The organism is Pseudanabaena sp. 'Roaring Creek' (assembly GCF_001402795.1).
Lineage (GTDB): Bacteria > Cyanobacteriota > Cyanobacteriia > Pseudanabaenales > Pseudanabaenaceae > Pseudanabaena.
Genome location: NZ_LIRE01000770.1, coordinates 1 through 16,576, shown reverse-complemented (window position 1 = coordinate 16,576; position 16,576 = coordinate 1). Strand labels below are relative to the sequence as shown.

Sequence of the window (16,576 nt, the reverse complement as noted above, 5' to 3'; positions counted from 1 at the left end):
GCGTCCCTTCTTAGTTTTTAAAGACTGCCCACACTCAGGGGAACCCAATCACCACTGGTCGTCAATCCTAAAAACATCGACTCTTGCGATCTAATAGTTTTGCCAGTAAGAGCACAGGACTCATTTCTCTGCGCCGTTGCCGTGACGCTGGCGCGGATCTGTTCAGGTGAGATCCTTTTCTGTATCGGTGCAATTTGTTTATTATCAATATAATCCCAAAGAACGCCTCGGATGAGAGCCTGATAACCTTGTCCTCCCGCCAGTTCTTTGAGCTTTTCCTTTAGCTCTCGCTCTAGGCGAATGCTAGTAACTTCCATGTCTGTGGTCGCAGGCATTTGGTGTAGTGTCTGCATATTTTTTTCTCCTAGTTAGTTTACAAAGTGGGGAATCCATGTTTATACTACAAGTGTAGTATGACTTTCTCAATAATTCAAAGTACATTTCCATGAACCTCTATTCGCCCATCAGTCAGCATCAGATCGGATATCCCCAAGTTGGGCATTGCGCCAATGCTTTGGTCATATCTGGATTTGCCACGACCATTTTGGGTGAGGATACGATGGAAATCGGCGACGATATTTTTGGCGATCGCGACAATTTAGAACCTTGCGAGCGTTCGGCAAAACAAGGCGGCTATCTAAGAGAATTTCTCGCCAGCTCCAGCAGATTTACCAGCTCCAGCCGAGTTATTAATGCAATTCATTCAGAGACATACCCAAGCGGGAGGTGCAGAAATATTGCTGTACCAACATAACGAGTAGACGCTCAAGTCTTTCGCCCCCGCTTTCACCCCTAGGAAAGCGGGGGCATTTTTTTTACCTTTGAGGAGAAGCCAATGAAGCCCATCAGCCAATACGAACCAGAAGTATTAAGGCAATCGGTAGTTGTATTTTCGCAGAACTACCTGCCAGTCGGTCAGATCGATATCAAGCGGGCGATCGCTTTGTTAATCACTGGTCGTGCCGAACCCCTTGACATGCTTAGCCAACAAACTTGGCAAATCATTTCACCGAAATTGGTTCTCCAAGTGCCAGAACATATTCGCCTGACCTTGACCAAATCGGAGAGATTTTGGCGAGTCCCACCTGTTGCCCGTAGAGAGGTTTTGCGCCGTGACAACCACACTTGCCAATACTGCGGCAGCAACAAAAAACTGACGATCGATCATGTAATACCTCGCGCAAAGGGTGGACTGAATACTTGGGAAAACGTGGTTATTGCTTGCGAGAGTTGCAATCACCGCAAGGGAAACCGCACTCCTCAAGAAGCCAATATGCCTCTGCATATTAAGCCCAAAGCGCCCATGCATCCCACCATTGCTTTTGCCGAAAAATTCTGGCGATCGCAACAAGAAAACAACAGTGGATAGCGATCCACATAGCAATTTTCAAATAGCAATTTTCAAGTTGTCCATAGCAACTTGAAAATTGCCTCCTATTTAGAGCGGTATATTCTGGAGAGTCAATCCCAATGTTGAAACTCACTTACACTGAAGCTGGATTGCATTTAGAGAGATTGGATGTCTCTTTAGAGACTTTTGTCACAAATCGAACATTGCTCAGTCTGCGATCGGGCTTGTCCATCCATATTGAGTCCAGTCGGGCTGCCTTTCTCCTTACCGCCGATGTCGTTGACCTTCTATTCTTAAAATCGGTGATGGCAGATCACCTTGCTAGCAAGATTAGCGTGGATAGAGTTGACGATCGCTATGTTGAAGTCTGCTTTAGCGGCACTTGGATTTCTAGCGATCTCTCGGCGGAAGAAGGAACTCTAGTGACAGCCTTAGGCGATCGCGTTGAGTTCTACTTACATAAGCTCTGGAAACTCAGCGAGTCTTCGCTAACGTTCGCTAACTTCTAGAAAGGAAGCGCAAAGCGCTTCCTTTCTAATCAACAGACTAATAAATAATTTAAGTAACGTGAGTTCGGGATAATTTGAAACGGGCATTGAGAAAGGGTTTGGGTAGCAAACCCTTTCTCAATGCCCAAAATTAAAAGCCTTGCTAAGCAAGGCTTTTAATTTTGGGCTTTTAAAATTTGTTAGTTTAACTCGAACTGACGTTAAGTAGCTAAGCATAAATAAACTTAAAAAGTAGAAGAGTGTACCGCCTGCGGAGCAGGCGGTACACTTATTATTTATTGAGAAGGAAGTAGTTGGATCAGAAACTGTAGAAATTAGCGAATACGATAAGTCACAGCAATTTCGCGGTATAGCTCAACTTCAGGCAAAGTGTCAGGATTGTAGGGTAGAGCGCGACGGGGAAAAATTGAGGCAGTGATATCTGGGTCTTGGCTACAGGCAGTCCAGAAACGACCTAAGAATGGTAGTTCGGCGATCGATGGCACATCAGCAAGATTCACTCCCATTGATTTCGCCAGCGCATTAGCTCGCAATTTGGCATCTTTCACAGCAGCTAGATATGCTGCTGTTTCCACGGTTTCACAATTATTTACTGTATATTGCACATATACATTTTCAAGTTGGATCTTATTACGCTCAGTCTTTTGTGGAACTGCACTGTTTACTGATTTGACAATCCGAGCTACTTTCTCTTTAGTAGGCTTTGCAATTTCGATCTCGATCGTTGCATTGCGTCCTTTGAAGGGATCGATAGTCACTTTAATTTTGTCATTGGGAATACCATTAGCTTTAAGGCTATTGAGGATATCGTTCAGAGCAGATTCCGTAATTGGCTCTGGCTCTGGCTCTTCTTTATGCGGTTTTTGTGGATCTCGCTCGTAATTTTCCTTTGTGTAATTGGACAAGGCTACAGCAATACGCGCTAAGTCTGCTGGAACTGAAGCATGACCCTGTCCCACAACTGCAATTATTTGTTGATCGTTGGCTGGGGGATAGAATAGCTGTGCGACGGTTGAATTTTGATTAGAAACAACGCTTGGTGCAGCGATAGTCTGAGAAGGGAGGATCGCTCCAATTGAAATTACTCCAATTGCAACCAGAAGTTTTAGTTTGGATTGTCTAATCACAGTTAATTTCCTAGAGCTTTTAGCCACTGTCTAAAATTACTTGCTATTTTTATTGTCTCACTTTGTTGTGACTTAATTTGACGAAAAGCAAGTCAAAGATCTGCTTTGATGACATCTATAGCAGTCCTAGATTGTTTATGAGAAAAATGGAGCTTCGACTTCGCTCAGCTATCGGTATACATTGTTTGAGTAAGAAACCATTTAAGAATTACTTTCTGCGGTCAAAAATTCTAAGAGATCCCCCTCAATCCCCCTTAAAAAGGGGGAAGAATTTAATTCTCCCCTCTTTTTAAGGGGGGCTGGGGGGATCTATCCAATTCTTAAATGGTTGCTAAAGTCGAAGCCTCTTACAACTCATTTAGGATTGCTATATCTCCATTGCTTTTCTAATAAGTAGCTAGGCATAATTAAAAACCAAAACCAGAGAGCATACCGCCCGCGCAGCGGGCGGTATGCTCTTCTGGGTTTTAAGTTTACTTATGCCTAGCTACTTATATAAAATCTATAGACGAAATTCCTGCCAATCTTTATGGACTTGTTGGCTGTAGGTCTTCGCATATTCCATCATTTCCGTTTTCCATTTTGATTTACTGGCGAAGTTAATTAACTCATCGGCGATCGCCGATCCTTGTTGTCCGCTACTGCGGAGATGCGACCAAGCCAACACTTCACCTAAAGCCCGCATCAATTCCTTGGACTCCTCCAAATTATCATCCCATTTCGTGATTTTTAAATGGTCGGTGGGACTTAGGGTAGACTGAAGTTCCCGCAATACAAAGGAATCAGTAGCATTAACAATCGTATTAAGAAAGGCGATGGTGATGGCCTGCGATCGCCTTTGGATCGAGACAATGCGATCGGCTTGATTTGCCCATTTTGGTTGTTCCCAAATGGTGGTATAGGGAGCAAGAGAAGAAGGTAGAGATTTTTTCAGATCGAGTAGATAATTCCCATCGGGCGATCCTTTGCCTTCCACCAGTAAAACATAGCGCTCGACCCCTAAACTTCCCTTACCCGCAATGCGTTGGGCAACATCCAATAATTTAAAAAACTGCGGATTGGATTGTTGAGCCGCAAAGGTTTCCATGAAACCTTGCACTTTTTGCTTCTGTTCGTCAGAAATCGCTAAAGCCTTTTTGTTATCAATTTTAATCGAGCGTTTCTGTTTGTCCTTGCTTAGATCCGTTCGCTCCTCAAGTAACTCCTTCCGCTTCACCTCAGTTTTGCGAGACAGCATGTCTTTGATAACCTGAGGCGCTGTATCATCTCCCATCCAATAGGCTTTACCTTGAGCAACAGTTTGACTATAGGAATCAATAATTTGCTGGCAGAGCTTTTCGGCAAGATCTTGTCCGATAGCAAAGGTTTCCGTAGCCACAAAAATACTGGTCAGCAATCGGGCAATTTCCCAAGTGCATGGGGCTAAAACTGCCTCATCGAAGTCGTTAATATCAAAATAAACTCGGCGATTACTAGCTTTATAATTCCCAAAATTCTCAATATGCAGATCGCCGCAAATCCAAGTTAGTGGGGCTTTTTTGAACCACGATGTAATGGGTAAGTCTTCATAAAAAAGATGACAGGTAGCCCGAAAGAAAACAAAGGGATTCTCGGTCTCTGACCGCATTGCCGCATATTTTGCTTCGAGCAGTTTGGGGTCTCGTGGCTGGCTGAGATTAAATTTCTCAATACGGGCGCGAATGTTTCGTTTTGCCATAAACAGTCCCTAAAACTAATGGATGTGTTCCCGAACACATTCATTAGTTTATCACTTTTTGATTTGGGTGATATAGCTGCCACCAGTCTTGTTATACCAATTCCCAAAATGGCAACGCCATTTTGGGAATTTCAAAACCTTACTGGGTTTGGTGTTTAATTCACAAAAGTGTTTTCACACTTTCGTGAATTGGTGTTAGGACAAAATTAAAACCCAAAGCCCAAAATAGTGTTGTCGTGCTCCGCGCGGCAACACTGGCGGCAGCTATACCTAATTAACTTTACTAATTCCTGAATATACATTTTCATTTACCAAGCCCAACCAAGGATCGCTAGCTGGTGTCAGGAAGAGCTGATCGTAAACTCGGCGATTGAGCGCTGCAAATACGGCGGGATCGCTATCTGTAAATTCGCCATTGGCAAACCAGTTATGAATCTGGGCGTGAAATACATATTCATTACGAACCGTATCCTGAGCGATCGCGCGTTCAAAACTGCTTACTACTGTTGGCATGGAGGCAGTCGGCGATAATTTGCGCTGCATGATATTGAGGCTGCCCCGATCTAGGTAGACTCGGTTTTGATAAAGTCTTGCCAGTCTCGCCCAATTTTCATCGCTTAGTTTCGAGAATTGTGAAGCGGTGGTAACTTCAGCTAGAGGCTCGCCATTAGTACGACTCAAAGTCGGTAATTCAACCATAGCTTTACCTATCGTCAAACGACTCGCTAGCATGGCACTAGTCTTAGGATCGGTAACAGTCAATGGCAGCAATGGCTGTAACGGTAACCGCAACCTTGTGAGATCGGCTTGCCAACTTTCTGCGAGTTTGGCATAGCGATCGCGATGGTACTTAGTTAAAATTTCGCGGCGAAGGTCGAGATCGCCGTTAGTCCCCCGCAATGATTGAAATACCGACTCCGCACTCTTGAGATTTGTGATAAAGACTTGAGGGCTATATAGTCCTGGAACTGCATCAATCGGGCGACCTTCGCTATCCAAAATATAGTGAATGCTGTTGCCTGTGAGGGTCTGTTCTAATTTCCGCCCATCGCCAAAATCAATCGTCACCTTAGGAACGGGACGCTCGGATTGCCAATGTAAAATGAAGCGATCGCGCAGTAATTGAGATACCGCTGCATTAGGATAAAGTGCAGTACGGAAAAAACGACTGTTCGCGCAACTAAGCTCATCATTTAGATTGCCCAACAACCGCAAAGACAAAATGGGTTTACCAGTTTCCTTGGATGCAGCTTTAGCGGCTTCTAAATCCTTATACCAATACAGCCGCGAGGCATCGCAGTCCTTTTGTTGGCAAATGGCATCTAAACTTGCGCGTAATTGGGGATTATTTGGTAGTTCGCTTTGGTAAGTCTTCCAAAATGCATCAACACCGATGTTCTTAAAATCGCGTAATTTGGCGATCGCTTCCTGTGCTGTGGCGGGATCTTGAGAAGCAGCCTGTTGGACGAGATTTTCCAGAGTTAGTTGTTCAGCCCTAGCGGGCTGCGGTGTGGAGGTAGCAGCGATCGCGATCATACTCGCGCTCACGATCGCACTTAGTAACGCAAAACATGAGTTAGCTAGAGTTTTTCTCACAAGCACCATAAAACTTCCCTAAATTAAACAGTTTTAACCTTAGCCCTAGGAGACTCGCAACTTGGTTATTTTGTTCCAGCGGTTTCCCCTCCATCCCAATTGTTATAAAAGCGATCGTCAACACTTCGATAACTTTATGAATTTCTGTTCTTACATTACTTGCAACGATCCCCGCAAAGATAGACAATGTTTGCATTCAGAAAAAATATGCAAATAAAAAAGCCAAGATAATCCGAATAATTTATGAAAAACGTACTGGCTATCATTCTGGGCGGCGGACAGGGAAGCCGACTATATCCCCTCACCAAGACACGCGCTAAACCCGCAGTCCCCGTAGCAGGTAAATATCGATTAATCGATATCCCCGTAAGTAACTGTATTAACTCAGGCATTGAAAAAATTTATATCCTGACTCAGTTTAACTCGGCATCACTTAATCGGCATGTCAATCAAGCCTATCGTCCCGCCTCCTATTCTGATGGCTTTGTGGAAATTTTAGCCGCCCAACAGACACCCGATAGCCCAGACTGGTTCCAAGGTACTGCCGATGCCGTTCGTCGCTACGCATGGCTTCTAGAGTCTTGGAATGTCAGTGAGTATTTGATCTTATCGGGCGATCATTTATATAACATGGACTATGAGAAATTTGTCCAACATCACCGTGAAACTGGCGCTGACATTACCCTATCAGTATTACCTGTCGATCAGAAAAAAGCATCAGCATTTGGGCTGCTAAAAACCGACAGCGATGGTAAGGTGATTAACTTCCTAGAAAAGCCCAAGGGCGAAGCTCTAGATGGGATGCGTGTTGATACAACTAAGCTGGGACTGGATGCGGCAGAGGCGATCGCTAATCCCTTCATAGCATCGATGGGCATCTACGTTTTTAACAAGCAAGCCATGCTAAAACTGCTCAGCGAAAATCCTGAGCATACTGATTTTGGTAAAGAAATCATTCCCGATGCCATTCATAAGTTGAACGTTCAAGCTTATCTCTATAAGGGATATTGGGAAGATATTGGAACCATCGAGTCCTTCTATCAGGCGAATTTAGAGTTGACTCGTCATCCTGCGACGGGCTTTAATTTCTACGAAACCAAAAAGCCGATCTATACTCGCGCTCGTTATTTGCCTCCTAGCAAGGTTCATGACTGCAAAGTCAAAGATTCGATCATTGGTGAAGGCTGTATGCTTTACCAAGCGACCGTCACTAACTCCGTCGTCGGCATTCGGATGCATATCGATGCTAATTGCACGATCGAAGATACTCTACTAATGGGTTGTGATTTTTATCAGCCCGAAGATGAACGGAAGTCAGATCTTGAGAACCATAGAGTCCCTATGGGCATTGGTGAAAATACCGTAATTCGCCATGCGATCATTGATAAGAATGCGCGTATTGGTAAAAATGTGCAAATCATCAACAAAGATCGCGTTCAAGATGTCAATCGTGAAGATCTTGGCTATTGTATCTGCAACGGTATTGTTGTAGTTGTTAAGAATGCCGTTATTCCCGATAACACCATTATCTAAAAAATCACAAAAAAGAGGTGTCACTTTTGTGACACCTCTTTTTTGTGATATGAGTGCTTGCGCAAAATAAATTACGAAAACCCGTAAAGTTGCGCCCCTACGGGGCGCAACTTTACAGGTTTTCGTATAATACCAAATCACAAAATGGCGTAGCCATTTTGTGATTTTAAAACCCTTGCTGGGCTTGGTTTTCAATTTCCAAAAGTGTGGCTACACTTTTGGAAATTGGTATAACAGGCGATCGGGATATTGCTAGATCATTACCAATTCCGAACCATTGGGCGATTTGCGAACGTGGATCTGAGCAGGCAAGCGATCGGCAAGGGATTGAATATGGGTAATGACACCGATTAAGCGTTCCTGTTGGCGAAGGGATTCGAGAATTTGGGTAACGCTTTCGAGGGTTTCACTGTCGAGAGTGCCAAAACCTTCATCTAAAAATAGACTGCCCAGTTCGATGCCCATGGATAGTTTTTCGGATAGGGCGAGGGCCATCGCAAGAGAAGCTGCAAAGGTTTCTCCCCCTGAAAGAGTCCGAATGCGACGTTTTTCTCCACCATTCCAGTTGTCAGATACCCAATAATCACCGCTCTCGATCTGGAGAATATAGCGATTATCCGAAAGCTGCTGCAACAGGATCGAAGCACGGTTAGCTAGCTCCTGTTGGAGACTATCGAGAATATATTCTTGGAATTTATCGGATTTGAGATCTTGGGCGAGCGTGTAGAAAGTTTGCTCTTGAGCCTGTAGAGAAATCTTACGGGTTTCTAATTCTTGGGATTCTTGACGTTTGTGCTGAGCCTGTTCGAGCCATGCTTTGAGTGAAGCACGATGTTCGCTCGCCTCTTTTAATTCAAGTTCTAGTTGTTGGAGGTCGGCGCTTAGTGTGCCGATCGCATGTTCGTCAGTATGCCGATCGCCGATCGTCTCTGCTAAAATTTGCACCCGCGTTGTTAAGTCTTGGTGTTGACGTTGATAGTTGTCGATCTCTTTTTGCCATGCTTCTATCTGCGATCGCGTAGCTTGAGCGGCAAGAAATTCTGACTCCGACAAATTGATGGATTTTAATTCTGTTTGCCAAGTTATTTCATGCTGCGATCGCTCGGAGATGACGCTATGGTAATTTTCTTGGGCTTTAGTCGCTGTTTCTTCCCGTTTGGCAAAGCTTTCCCGCGCCTGTTGGTAGGAGGTTTCGATAGTTTGTAAGCGATCGCTTAGTTCTCGCTTTGACTGTAAAACCAACTGTTGCAGCGCTGTATAACTCTGCCCATGCGTGAGTGCCTGTAAGCGTTGTTGAATTTCCTGTAATTGAGACTGTCTCAGCGATCGCTCTAGTTCAGCTTTATTATATTCAGACTGGGCTAATTGCTGGGTTGCTCGAAGCGCCTTCAGGTTGTTCTCATTAGTTTGATGCGCGATCGCGATTTCTGTTTGTGCGGTGATGAGTTGTTGATAGGTAGTTTCTTTATTTTCGAGTGCTTGGCGCTCACGCAGAATATCGGCAGCTTGCCATGGGGTTGGGAATAGATGGTCAATCTGCGATTGGACTTGCCGAATCTGCACTTCTAATTCCGTAATTTCCCGTTCTTGCTCCCGTTGCTGATGGTGCAAAGATTCTAAACTCGTCGTAACTTTGACGCGATCTTCATTGAGTTTTACTAGTTGTCGTTCCACGAGATCCTTCTGAGCGATCGCCGCAGTTGTGTCAATTAGTTCCATCTCAAGGCGTTCGATGACATCTTCGAGCCTGAAGAGATTATTACATACGGGACATTGGTCGCCATCGTGGAGTTCAGCACGTAAAGCATTGATATGATTGCTTTGTAAAGCTTCTAGGTTTGAGGCTTCGGTAGTTGACAAGCGATCGCTGACAGCTTGAAACTCTTGCTCGGCATTAGCGATCGCCTGATGTATTCTCTCCAATTGCTGGGTCAGTTTATGGTTTTCCCCTTGCAACAATTGTAACTTTTGCTGTTGTTTGCCCAAATTATCTTGGCGCAGTTGCCACTCAGCTAAAGGCTCAGCAATTTGTCGGAGGCTAGTGAGGCGGAGGGAATCGCGATCGCCATTGGCGATCTCTGTCTCTATTTTTTGTAATTGATGCTCGGTATCGTGAAATTCTCGTTCGGCTTGCGTTAAACCTTGCATTGATTGTTTAAGCACCTGCGATCGCTCCGCCATATTTTGCTTAGCCCGCTCCAGTTCGGCTTCGGCTTGCTGCTGTTGAATGTAGAGTGACTCGGCTAGGGCGAGATTGCGCTCTTGAGCTTCGATTTGTTTTTGAGCCTCAAGGTGAGTATTGCGAAACTGTTCGTAGCTCTCCTTTTGCTGTTCGAGATCTAACTTTGCCTTGGATAGATTTTGATTTGCTGTGGTTAATTCAGTGAGAGTAATGTCTGCTCGCTTACGCGCAGTTTGAAATAGCGTCCAAGTTCCGACAATCGAGTTCGCTAATTGGGTATTCCGCAGTTGAGCTTCTCGAACTTTAATGGTATTAGCATTTTGCTGTAATTGCTCTAAATGTTTGGAAATAGCACAATATTGTTGAATTTGCTCGAATAGTCTTCGTTCTGATTCTAATAGCTTGCGCCCATTGCTTACCTTTGCGTCTAATTCAGGAATGTCTATTTCTAACTGTTCTAATTCCGATTGCCGCTCCCGTACCTCTTCAAGTGTGGGTGCTTGCATTCCTGCCAATACTTTCTCTAAGCCCTCTCGTTCGGCTTTAAACCCGCTGGTGCGATCGCTTGCCTCCTTCCGCATTTGCTCAAAAATCTGAAATCCTGCCAACTGTCGCAAGATCTCTCGCCGCTTGTTAGCCTCACCTTTGAGAAACTCATCAAACTGTCCCTGAGGCAAAATAATCACACGGGTAAAGGTTTCAAAATCCATCCCAAGGATTTCTTCTATTTTTTGGGTCGGACATCTGTCCCATTCTTCGTTAATTAACTGCTCTAATAGAAAATTCTTAACATCGGTTTTGCCACGGTTTCGCCAAGTCCGTACGGCTCGATATTCGGTCTGGCGCATCAGAAATCGAAATTCAACTTTTAACTGTGCTGCGCCTTGGCTAACTAATTCCTTTGAGGAGTTGGGCTTTTGCGCCACCTTATCGTAGAGAGCAAAGGTAATCGCGTCTAATAAAGAGGTCTTTCCTGCTCCAGTTGCCCCCGTAATCGCAAATAAATCAAGGCTAGAAAAATCTAAAACTTGACGGGAACGAAAACTAGTAAATCCTTCGACAATTAATTCAATGGGACGCATAGGTAAAACGCACAGTTAATTAAGTAGCTAAGCATAAGTAAATTTAAAACCTACAGCGCTTTGCTCTCAAATCCAAACTAAGGAAATTTTTGAAAGTGTTGCTTTGCAACGCTTTCAAAAATTTCCTTGAACTGCTGTAGAAGAGCATACCGCTCGCTACGCGGACGGTATGCTCTCTGGTTTTGGTTTCTAATTATGCGGAACTACTTATAATCATAATAACTAATTAGTCATTTAGCGAAACTACCAATGACTCAAGTAATCGTAACGCCACCACCCACTATCCCGACTACAGCTCATTCAATCCAGCCTGAAGTGCTAGAGGCGATCGCCAAAGCCAAAGCCAAACCCGATATAGTCTGGGAAAAGTTACCTGCCAATTTTGTATTACCTGACGATCCTGTGGAAAGTATTGCTCAACCACTCCTTGCCGCTGCGCTCAATGAAAGCTTAGAAATCGCACAGCACATCGCTGCTGAGACGATCGTTGCCTCGAATATGGCTCTCGTAGTGAGAATCAACCAGAGAACCATTGTCAAAGCTCCCGATTGGTTTTACGTGCCGCAGGTAAATCCTGTGGGCAAAAATGTGATCCGTCGCAGCTATAGCCCCCATATTGATGGTGTAGTTCCTGCGATCGTGATGGAATTTCTCTCTGAGGAGGAAACGGGAGAATATTCTACCCGACCTACCCATCCCTACGGCAAGATGTACTTCTACGAGCAAATACTGCAAGTTCCCATCTATGTGATTTTCGATCCTGAAGACGGACGCTTAGAAATCCGTAAACTTAGCTCTTCGGGTAAATACGAGCTACAACCTCTGAATGAAAATGGTCGTTATTTCCTTGAATCCCTAGACCTATACCTAGGAACTTGGTACGGCACAAGACTGGATCAAACCTTCCATTGGCTGCGCTGGTGGAGTGCCGACGAGCACCTGCTGCTATGGGGATCGGAAAAAATTGCTGAAGAGCGATTATTGCTAGAAGCCGAAAAGCAAAAGGCTGAAGCCGAGAGGCAAAGGGCTGAAGCCGAAAAGCAAAAGGCTGAAGCTGAAAAGCAAAGGGCTGAAGCTGAAAAGCAAAAGGCTGAAGCCGAAAAGCAAAAGGCTGAAGCTGAAAGGCAAAGGGCTGAAGTCGAAAAGCAAAGAGCCGATCTTGCCGAACAGGAAATTCTACGATTACGCCAACTTTTAGCCAACCAGTAAGTTTTCTAGACCCAGGAACTCCATGAAATTTTTTACAAGTGTTGCAAAGCAACACTTGTAAAAAATTTCATGGTTTGGATTTGAGTGTAAAGCGCTGTAAAAAACAGAGATAAAGCCTGTAGTGCAAGCACAGCTTGCACTACAGGCTTTAAGCTCTCTTAGTTACTTATCACTAAATTCCATATACAAACTTTTGAAAGCTTCAATCACATCAGGTGACAAGTTCTTTTCCCGATCTCGATAAAAATTTTGAAACTCGGCAATCGGATCGAAGCGATCGTAGTCTTGGGGATCTGGTAACTTCGCCAATTCATTCACGATTAATTTGGGTTCCACCATTACGGCTTGAGGACATGCCTTCCGAACCCGATCAGCCAGTCCCATGGGCGGTGTATCAACGGCGATCGCAAATTTGAGATAGCCCCCATAGTCGCGATGGATTTCTAGCTGCTCGTCTAAAAGATCGATATGACATTCCACTTTTTTGAGAGGCTTTTGACAAGTAAGGGGCTGAAATTGCACCTTGGCGGGTCGTCCTGTTTCGACTTCGATGACATTAAACCCTTTTTCTTCGCCAACTTCGCCAAAGTCTACTTGAATTACCGATCCTGCATAGTAGGTTGGCGCAGCATTGGGAATTTGTTGTGGTCGATGAATATGCCCTAAGCCGACATACTGAGATTCTGAGGGAATAGATTGTCCTGAAAGACTGTAAATATCTCCGCTATAGAAAGCGGCTTCTGAACCTGCAAACTTCGCTCCCTCAATGGTCATATGCGCCATCATGACATTAACGGCATCGCTTTTAAAGCCTGTTGCCAGATCTTGAAGGATAGAAGTAACCGTAGTCTTATAGTCAGCCCTCTGTTGGAAAGCATCTAAATTCCACATATCATCGGATGTTAATAATCTTCTTTCCGAGGCAAAGGGCATGGCAGCAACGCATAGTTTGCCACTGGCGGTCTCAAGGTTTACCAATCCCCCATCCTCCGCCAATCTCGGTTTGCCTAGGGCTCTCACCCCTGCAAGGGATAGCAAATGGGCGAGGCTATCGATTCGATTGGCGGAATCATGATTTCCTGCGATCGCTACCGAAGGAATGCTCAACTGATTAAGCTTATAGAAAAATTCATAGGCAACTCGCTCAGCATCGGTTGTGGGATTCGGCACATCAAAAATATCACCTGAGATGATCACCGCATCCACTTCATACGCTTGGGCATAGTCCAGAATTTCGTTTAGAGCAAATTCGATCTCAGGAGTGCGATCTACTCCTTTTAATTTCCTGCCCAAATGCCAATCAGAGGTATGAATTAAACGCATAGTCTTAATTTCTCAAACAAATTGGTCTTTTTCACCGATCTCTTTAATTTTAAAGGTTTTTCGATGCAGATCGCTGTACCCAAGGTTGACGATCGCCTGTCGATGTTTAGCCGTACCATAGCCCTTATTGGTCGCCAGATCATAATCTGGATAGCTATCGGCAAGTTCAATCATTTTGCGATCGCGCCATACCTTGGCGACGATGCTCGCCGCCGCAATCGATATGGATAGAGAATCACCTTTAATTACAGTAGTTTGAGCAATGGGTGGAATCAATTTAAAGCGTAAAAGTTGATTGCCATCGATCAAGCAGTGATCGGGTTGTGGTTGTAGCTGAGCGATCGCCCTTTCCATGGCTAGCAAACTTGCCCCCAGAATATTCATGCGATCGATTTCGACCACGGACGCAGTGCCAATGGTACAGGCGATGGCAACTTCGCGAATCAGCAGATCCAGCTTTTCGCGCTTTTGTGGTGACAATTTTTTGCTGTCAGTCACACCGAGATTTTCTAAATTCGTTAATTGGGCGATCGGCAAAATTACCGCCGCCGCCACTACTTCCCCAAACAAGGCTCCCCGCCCCACTTCATCTACACCTGCTACGGGATAATTGGCAATCTCTAGCGATCGGATCTGTTCTTTTTCCACAGGATTTCAATTAAATTATGCTCTACCGAATATCTTAGAACGTAATAAGAACGCAATGAGAACGCAATGAGAACGGCATAAGAGCAAAATATCTAGTCAGGATTTAACACAGGACACAAACTCAAGCTAGCGATCGCTACAAATAGGGATTTTAATTGCAAATTCCGTGCCTAAGCCGGGGGTAGACATACAAGTTATTTCTCCGTGATGCTTGGCTTTCACGATCTGATAGCTAATAGACATCCCCATCCCCGTTCCTTTGCCTGCGGGTTTAGTTGTAAAAAATGGATCGAAAATCTTCGGTTGAATTGCTTCGGGAATGCCCGAACCATTATCGGCAATATCGATCTGTACCCAACGCGAATCGATAGTCGATGTCCGAATTGTAATTTGACCTTGGCGATCGCTGTCTTCCTTGGTCGGGTGATTAGATTGCTTATGATGCAGTTCTTCTAAGGCATCGATCGCATTGGTCAAAATATTCATGAACACTTGATTGAGTTGTCCTGGATAACACTCAACTAGGGGCAGGTTGTAATCGTATTTCCTGATTATTGCAATTTCAGGACGGTCTTTTTTGGCTTTAAGGCGATGCTGCAAAATCATAATCGTATTATCCAGCCCCTCATGAATATCTGCCGCTTTACAATCCGATTCATCAATTCGGGAGAAGTTACGCAATGACAGTACGATTTGGCGAATGCGATCGGTTCCCACCTTCATCGAGTCGATCGTTTTGATCAGATCCTTTTGTAAAAAATCTAGATCGATTTCAGCGGCTAAGGATTGGATTTCTGTACTCGATTCGGGATATTGCTGCTGATATAGGGCGAGCAACCTGAGTAAGTCACGAGCATAATTTTGAACGTGGGGAAGATTACCGTGGATAAAGTTAACGGGATTATTAATTTCATGGGCGATACCTGCCACTAATTGACCCAAGACAGACATCTTCTCACTCTGCACCAATTGGGCTTGAGTCTGGTTCAAAACTTGCATTGTTGCTTGCAATTCTTGAGTCTGTTGTCTGAGCTGAGCTTCGGATTCTCGTAGTTGCTGAGCTTGAGCCTGCGTTTGGCGTTCGCTTTCCTGTGATGCGAGGAGACGACGGTCGAAAAAGGATGTCAATAGGGCTCCTCCCAAAACGATCAGAGTTCCAATGCTCACAGTGGCAGCAAGCAAGGCTGAATTTTCAGAGCTAACTAGCATCGATCGCTCCATATCCGTCCTTGAAGTAAAAGAAGCCGCCGCTAAACCCGTGTAGTGCATCGTCGGAATTGCCGCACCCATGACGATCGCACTTAAAATCTTGTGGCGAAAATGGTTTAGGGAGCGATCTTCCCTGAGCCGAAAAACGATCAATAAAGCAATGAAGGAAATAGCGATCGCAATTGCAACGGAAAAGGTTACGACTTGTAAATCATAGGTAATGGAAGCAGGAATATGCATTGATGCCATCCCCAGATAATGCATTGAAGCAATACCACTTCCCATTAAAAAACTTCCTCCTAATAGGGGAAGCCAAGCGAAGGGACGACTCATCACAAAAAGAGCCAATCCAGAAGCCATCACCGCTGGCAAAATAGAAGCCAAAACCATCCAGAAATTGTAGTGAATTGCGATCGGTAGGCGCAAAGCCAACATCCCGATAAAGTGCATAGACCAAATCCCAATCCCCATGGTGGCAGCACCGCAAATCAACCAACCGATTTGTGCCTGCCCTTGGGCTGCATTCACTCGCTCAGACAAATCGAGCGCTGTATAGGACGCTAATATTGCAACTAGGATAGAAATCGTAACTAGTTGTAAGTTATAGCTAGTCGTCAAGGTATAAATCATAAAATTTGCAATAAAAAATGTTTCTTACTCCCTTTCCAGTAAAAAATTAGACGTTGCGGCGCGAAGCGCCGCAACGCTAATTATTGTTTTTTGATGTCTATTTCTTTGGTGGAAAGGGAGTATCAAAATTTAAGATGATAAAAAAGTTGAATTTTGGAGATAAATTTCGCAGATAATTCTAAAAAGAAATAGGCAAGTAACTGGGCATCTTTAAACAAACAGAGCTACAGCCTTTGGCGTGCGATGCTTATGGGCTAATGGCTTTGGGTTTTGGTGTTTAATTGCGTTTAGCTAATCCCAGAAATTATATTTTATATCAATTCTCAATTCGTCTGGGTGAATTAATAGCTAAAAAACTTTGCTGAAATTAGCTAATTTTTTTTATCTTTAAATTTATCTTTAAATTTATCTTTAATTTTATCTTTAAATTTATCTTTAATTTTATCTTTAAATTTATCTT

Annotated in this window: 13 protein-coding genes; 5 read left to right on the top strand and 8 right to left on the bottom strand. The window is 44.2% G+C overall.

Features of this window, described 5'->3' with window-relative positions:
* Nucleotides 1-17 precede the first annotated feature (17 nt).
* Nucleotides 18-353: a hypothetical protein gene (locus AC805_RS24320; protein WP_055077808.1), complete on the bottom strand. Its 336-nt coding sequence runs from the start codon at nucleotides 351-353 to the stop codon at nucleotides 18-20.
* 92 nt (nucleotides 354-445) lie between these two features.
* Here AC805_RS24320 and AC805_RS24315 point away from each other — a divergent pair, with 92 nt between their 5' ends.
* The 3 genes from AC805_RS24315 to AC805_RS24305 all read left to right on the top strand — a co-directional run bounded on the left by AC805_RS24315 (nucleotide 446) and on the right by AC805_RS24305 (nucleotide 1,860).
* Entirely contained in the window at nucleotides 446-754 is a 309-nt protein-coding gene (locus tag AC805_RS24315; protein ID WP_055077807.1) for a hypothetical protein, read from the top strand.
* 81 nt (nucleotides 755-835) lie between these two features.
* Nucleotides 836-1,369: an HNH endonuclease gene (locus tag AC805_RS24310; RefSeq protein ID WP_055077806.1), complete on the top strand. Its 534-nt coding sequence runs from the start codon at nucleotides 836-838 to the stop codon at nucleotides 1,367-1,369.
* Nucleotides 1,370-1,470: 101 nt separating this feature from the next.
* On the top strand, nucleotides 1,471-1,860 hold the full coding sequence (locus AC805_RS24305; RefSeq protein WP_055077805.1) for an alr0857 family protein: 390 nt from the start codon (nucleotides 1,471-1,473) through the stop codon (nucleotides 1,858-1,860).
* A 314-nt stretch (nucleotides 1,861-2,174) separates the two neighbouring features.
* Here AC805_RS24305 and AC805_RS24300 read toward each other — a convergent pair whose 3' ends face one another.
* The 3 genes from AC805_RS24300 to AC805_RS24290 form a co-directional block, all read right to left on the bottom strand.
* Entirely contained in the window at nucleotides 2,175-2,987 is an 813-nt protein-coding gene (locus AC805_RS24300; RefSeq protein ID WP_055077804.1) for an SIMPL domain-containing protein, read from the bottom strand.
* 502 nt (nucleotides 2,988-3,489) lie between these two features.
* Nucleotides 3,490-4,704 (bottom strand): DUF2252 domain-containing protein, encoded by a 1,215-nt coding sequence (locus AC805_RS24295; protein ID WP_055077803.1) that lies wholly within the window; start codon nucleotides 4,702-4,704, stop codon nucleotides 3,490-3,492.
* A gap of 270 nt (nucleotides 4,705-4,974) precedes the next feature.
* The gene (locus AC805_RS24290; protein ID WP_055077802.1) at nucleotides 4,975-6,309 is read right to left on the bottom strand and encodes a hypothetical protein; all 1,335 of its coding nucleotides are present in this window, start codon (nucleotides 6,307-6,309) and stop codon (nucleotides 4,975-4,977) included.
* 234 nt (nucleotides 6,310-6,543) lie between these two features.
* On the opposite strand from AC805_RS24290, the gene AC805_RS24280 reads away from it, so the two are divergent.
* Nucleotides 6,544-7,833, top strand: coding sequence for a glucose-1-phosphate adenylyltransferase (locus AC805_RS24280; protein WP_055077800.1), 1,290 nt, complete (start codon nucleotides 6,544-6,546; stop codon nucleotides 7,831-7,833).
* Between the two features lie 252 nt (nucleotides 7,834-8,085).
* Here the strand turns inward: AC805_RS24280 and AC805_RS24275 are convergent, their stop codons facing one another.
* Complete coding sequence (locus AC805_RS24275) at nucleotides 8,086-11,097, bottom strand: SbcC/MukB-like Walker B domain-containing protein (RefSeq protein ID WP_055077799.1); 3,012 nt, start codon at nucleotides 11,095-11,097, stop codon at nucleotides 8,086-8,088.
* Nucleotides 11,098-11,346: 249 nt separating this feature from the next.
* Between AC805_RS24275 and AC805_RS24270 the strand changes: the two genes are divergently transcribed.
* Nucleotides 11,347-12,306, top strand: coding sequence for a Uma2 family endonuclease (locus tag AC805_RS24270; protein WP_072143742.1), 960 nt, complete (start codon nucleotides 11,347-11,349; stop codon nucleotides 12,304-12,306).
* A 162-nt stretch (nucleotides 12,307-12,468) separates the two neighbouring features.
* On the opposite strand, the gene AC805_RS24265 is transcribed toward AC805_RS24270, so the two are convergent.
* The 3 genes from AC805_RS24265 to AC805_RS24255 all read right to left on the bottom strand — a co-directional run bounded on the left by AC805_RS24265 (nucleotide 12,469) and on the right by AC805_RS24255 (nucleotide 16,116).
* Nucleotides 12,469-13,629, bottom strand: a complete 1,161-nt coding sequence (locus tag AC805_RS24265; RefSeq protein WP_055077798.1) for an exonuclease subunit SbcD — start codon at nucleotides 13,627-13,629, stop codon at nucleotides 12,469-12,471.
* Between the two features lie 12 nt (nucleotides 13,630-13,641).
* Nucleotides 13,642-14,277: a ribonuclease HII gene (locus tag AC805_RS24260; RefSeq protein ID WP_055077797.1), complete on the bottom strand. Its 636-nt coding sequence runs from the start codon at nucleotides 14,275-14,277 to the stop codon at nucleotides 13,642-13,644.
* A 126-nt stretch (nucleotides 14,278-14,403) separates the two neighbouring features.
* The gene (locus tag AC805_RS24255; RefSeq protein ID WP_055077796.1) at nucleotides 14,404-16,116 is read right to left on the bottom strand and encodes an MHYT domain-containing protein; all 1,713 of its coding nucleotides are present in this window, start codon (nucleotides 16,114-16,116) and stop codon (nucleotides 14,404-14,406) included.
* Nucleotides 16,117-16,576 lie beyond the last annotated feature (460 nt).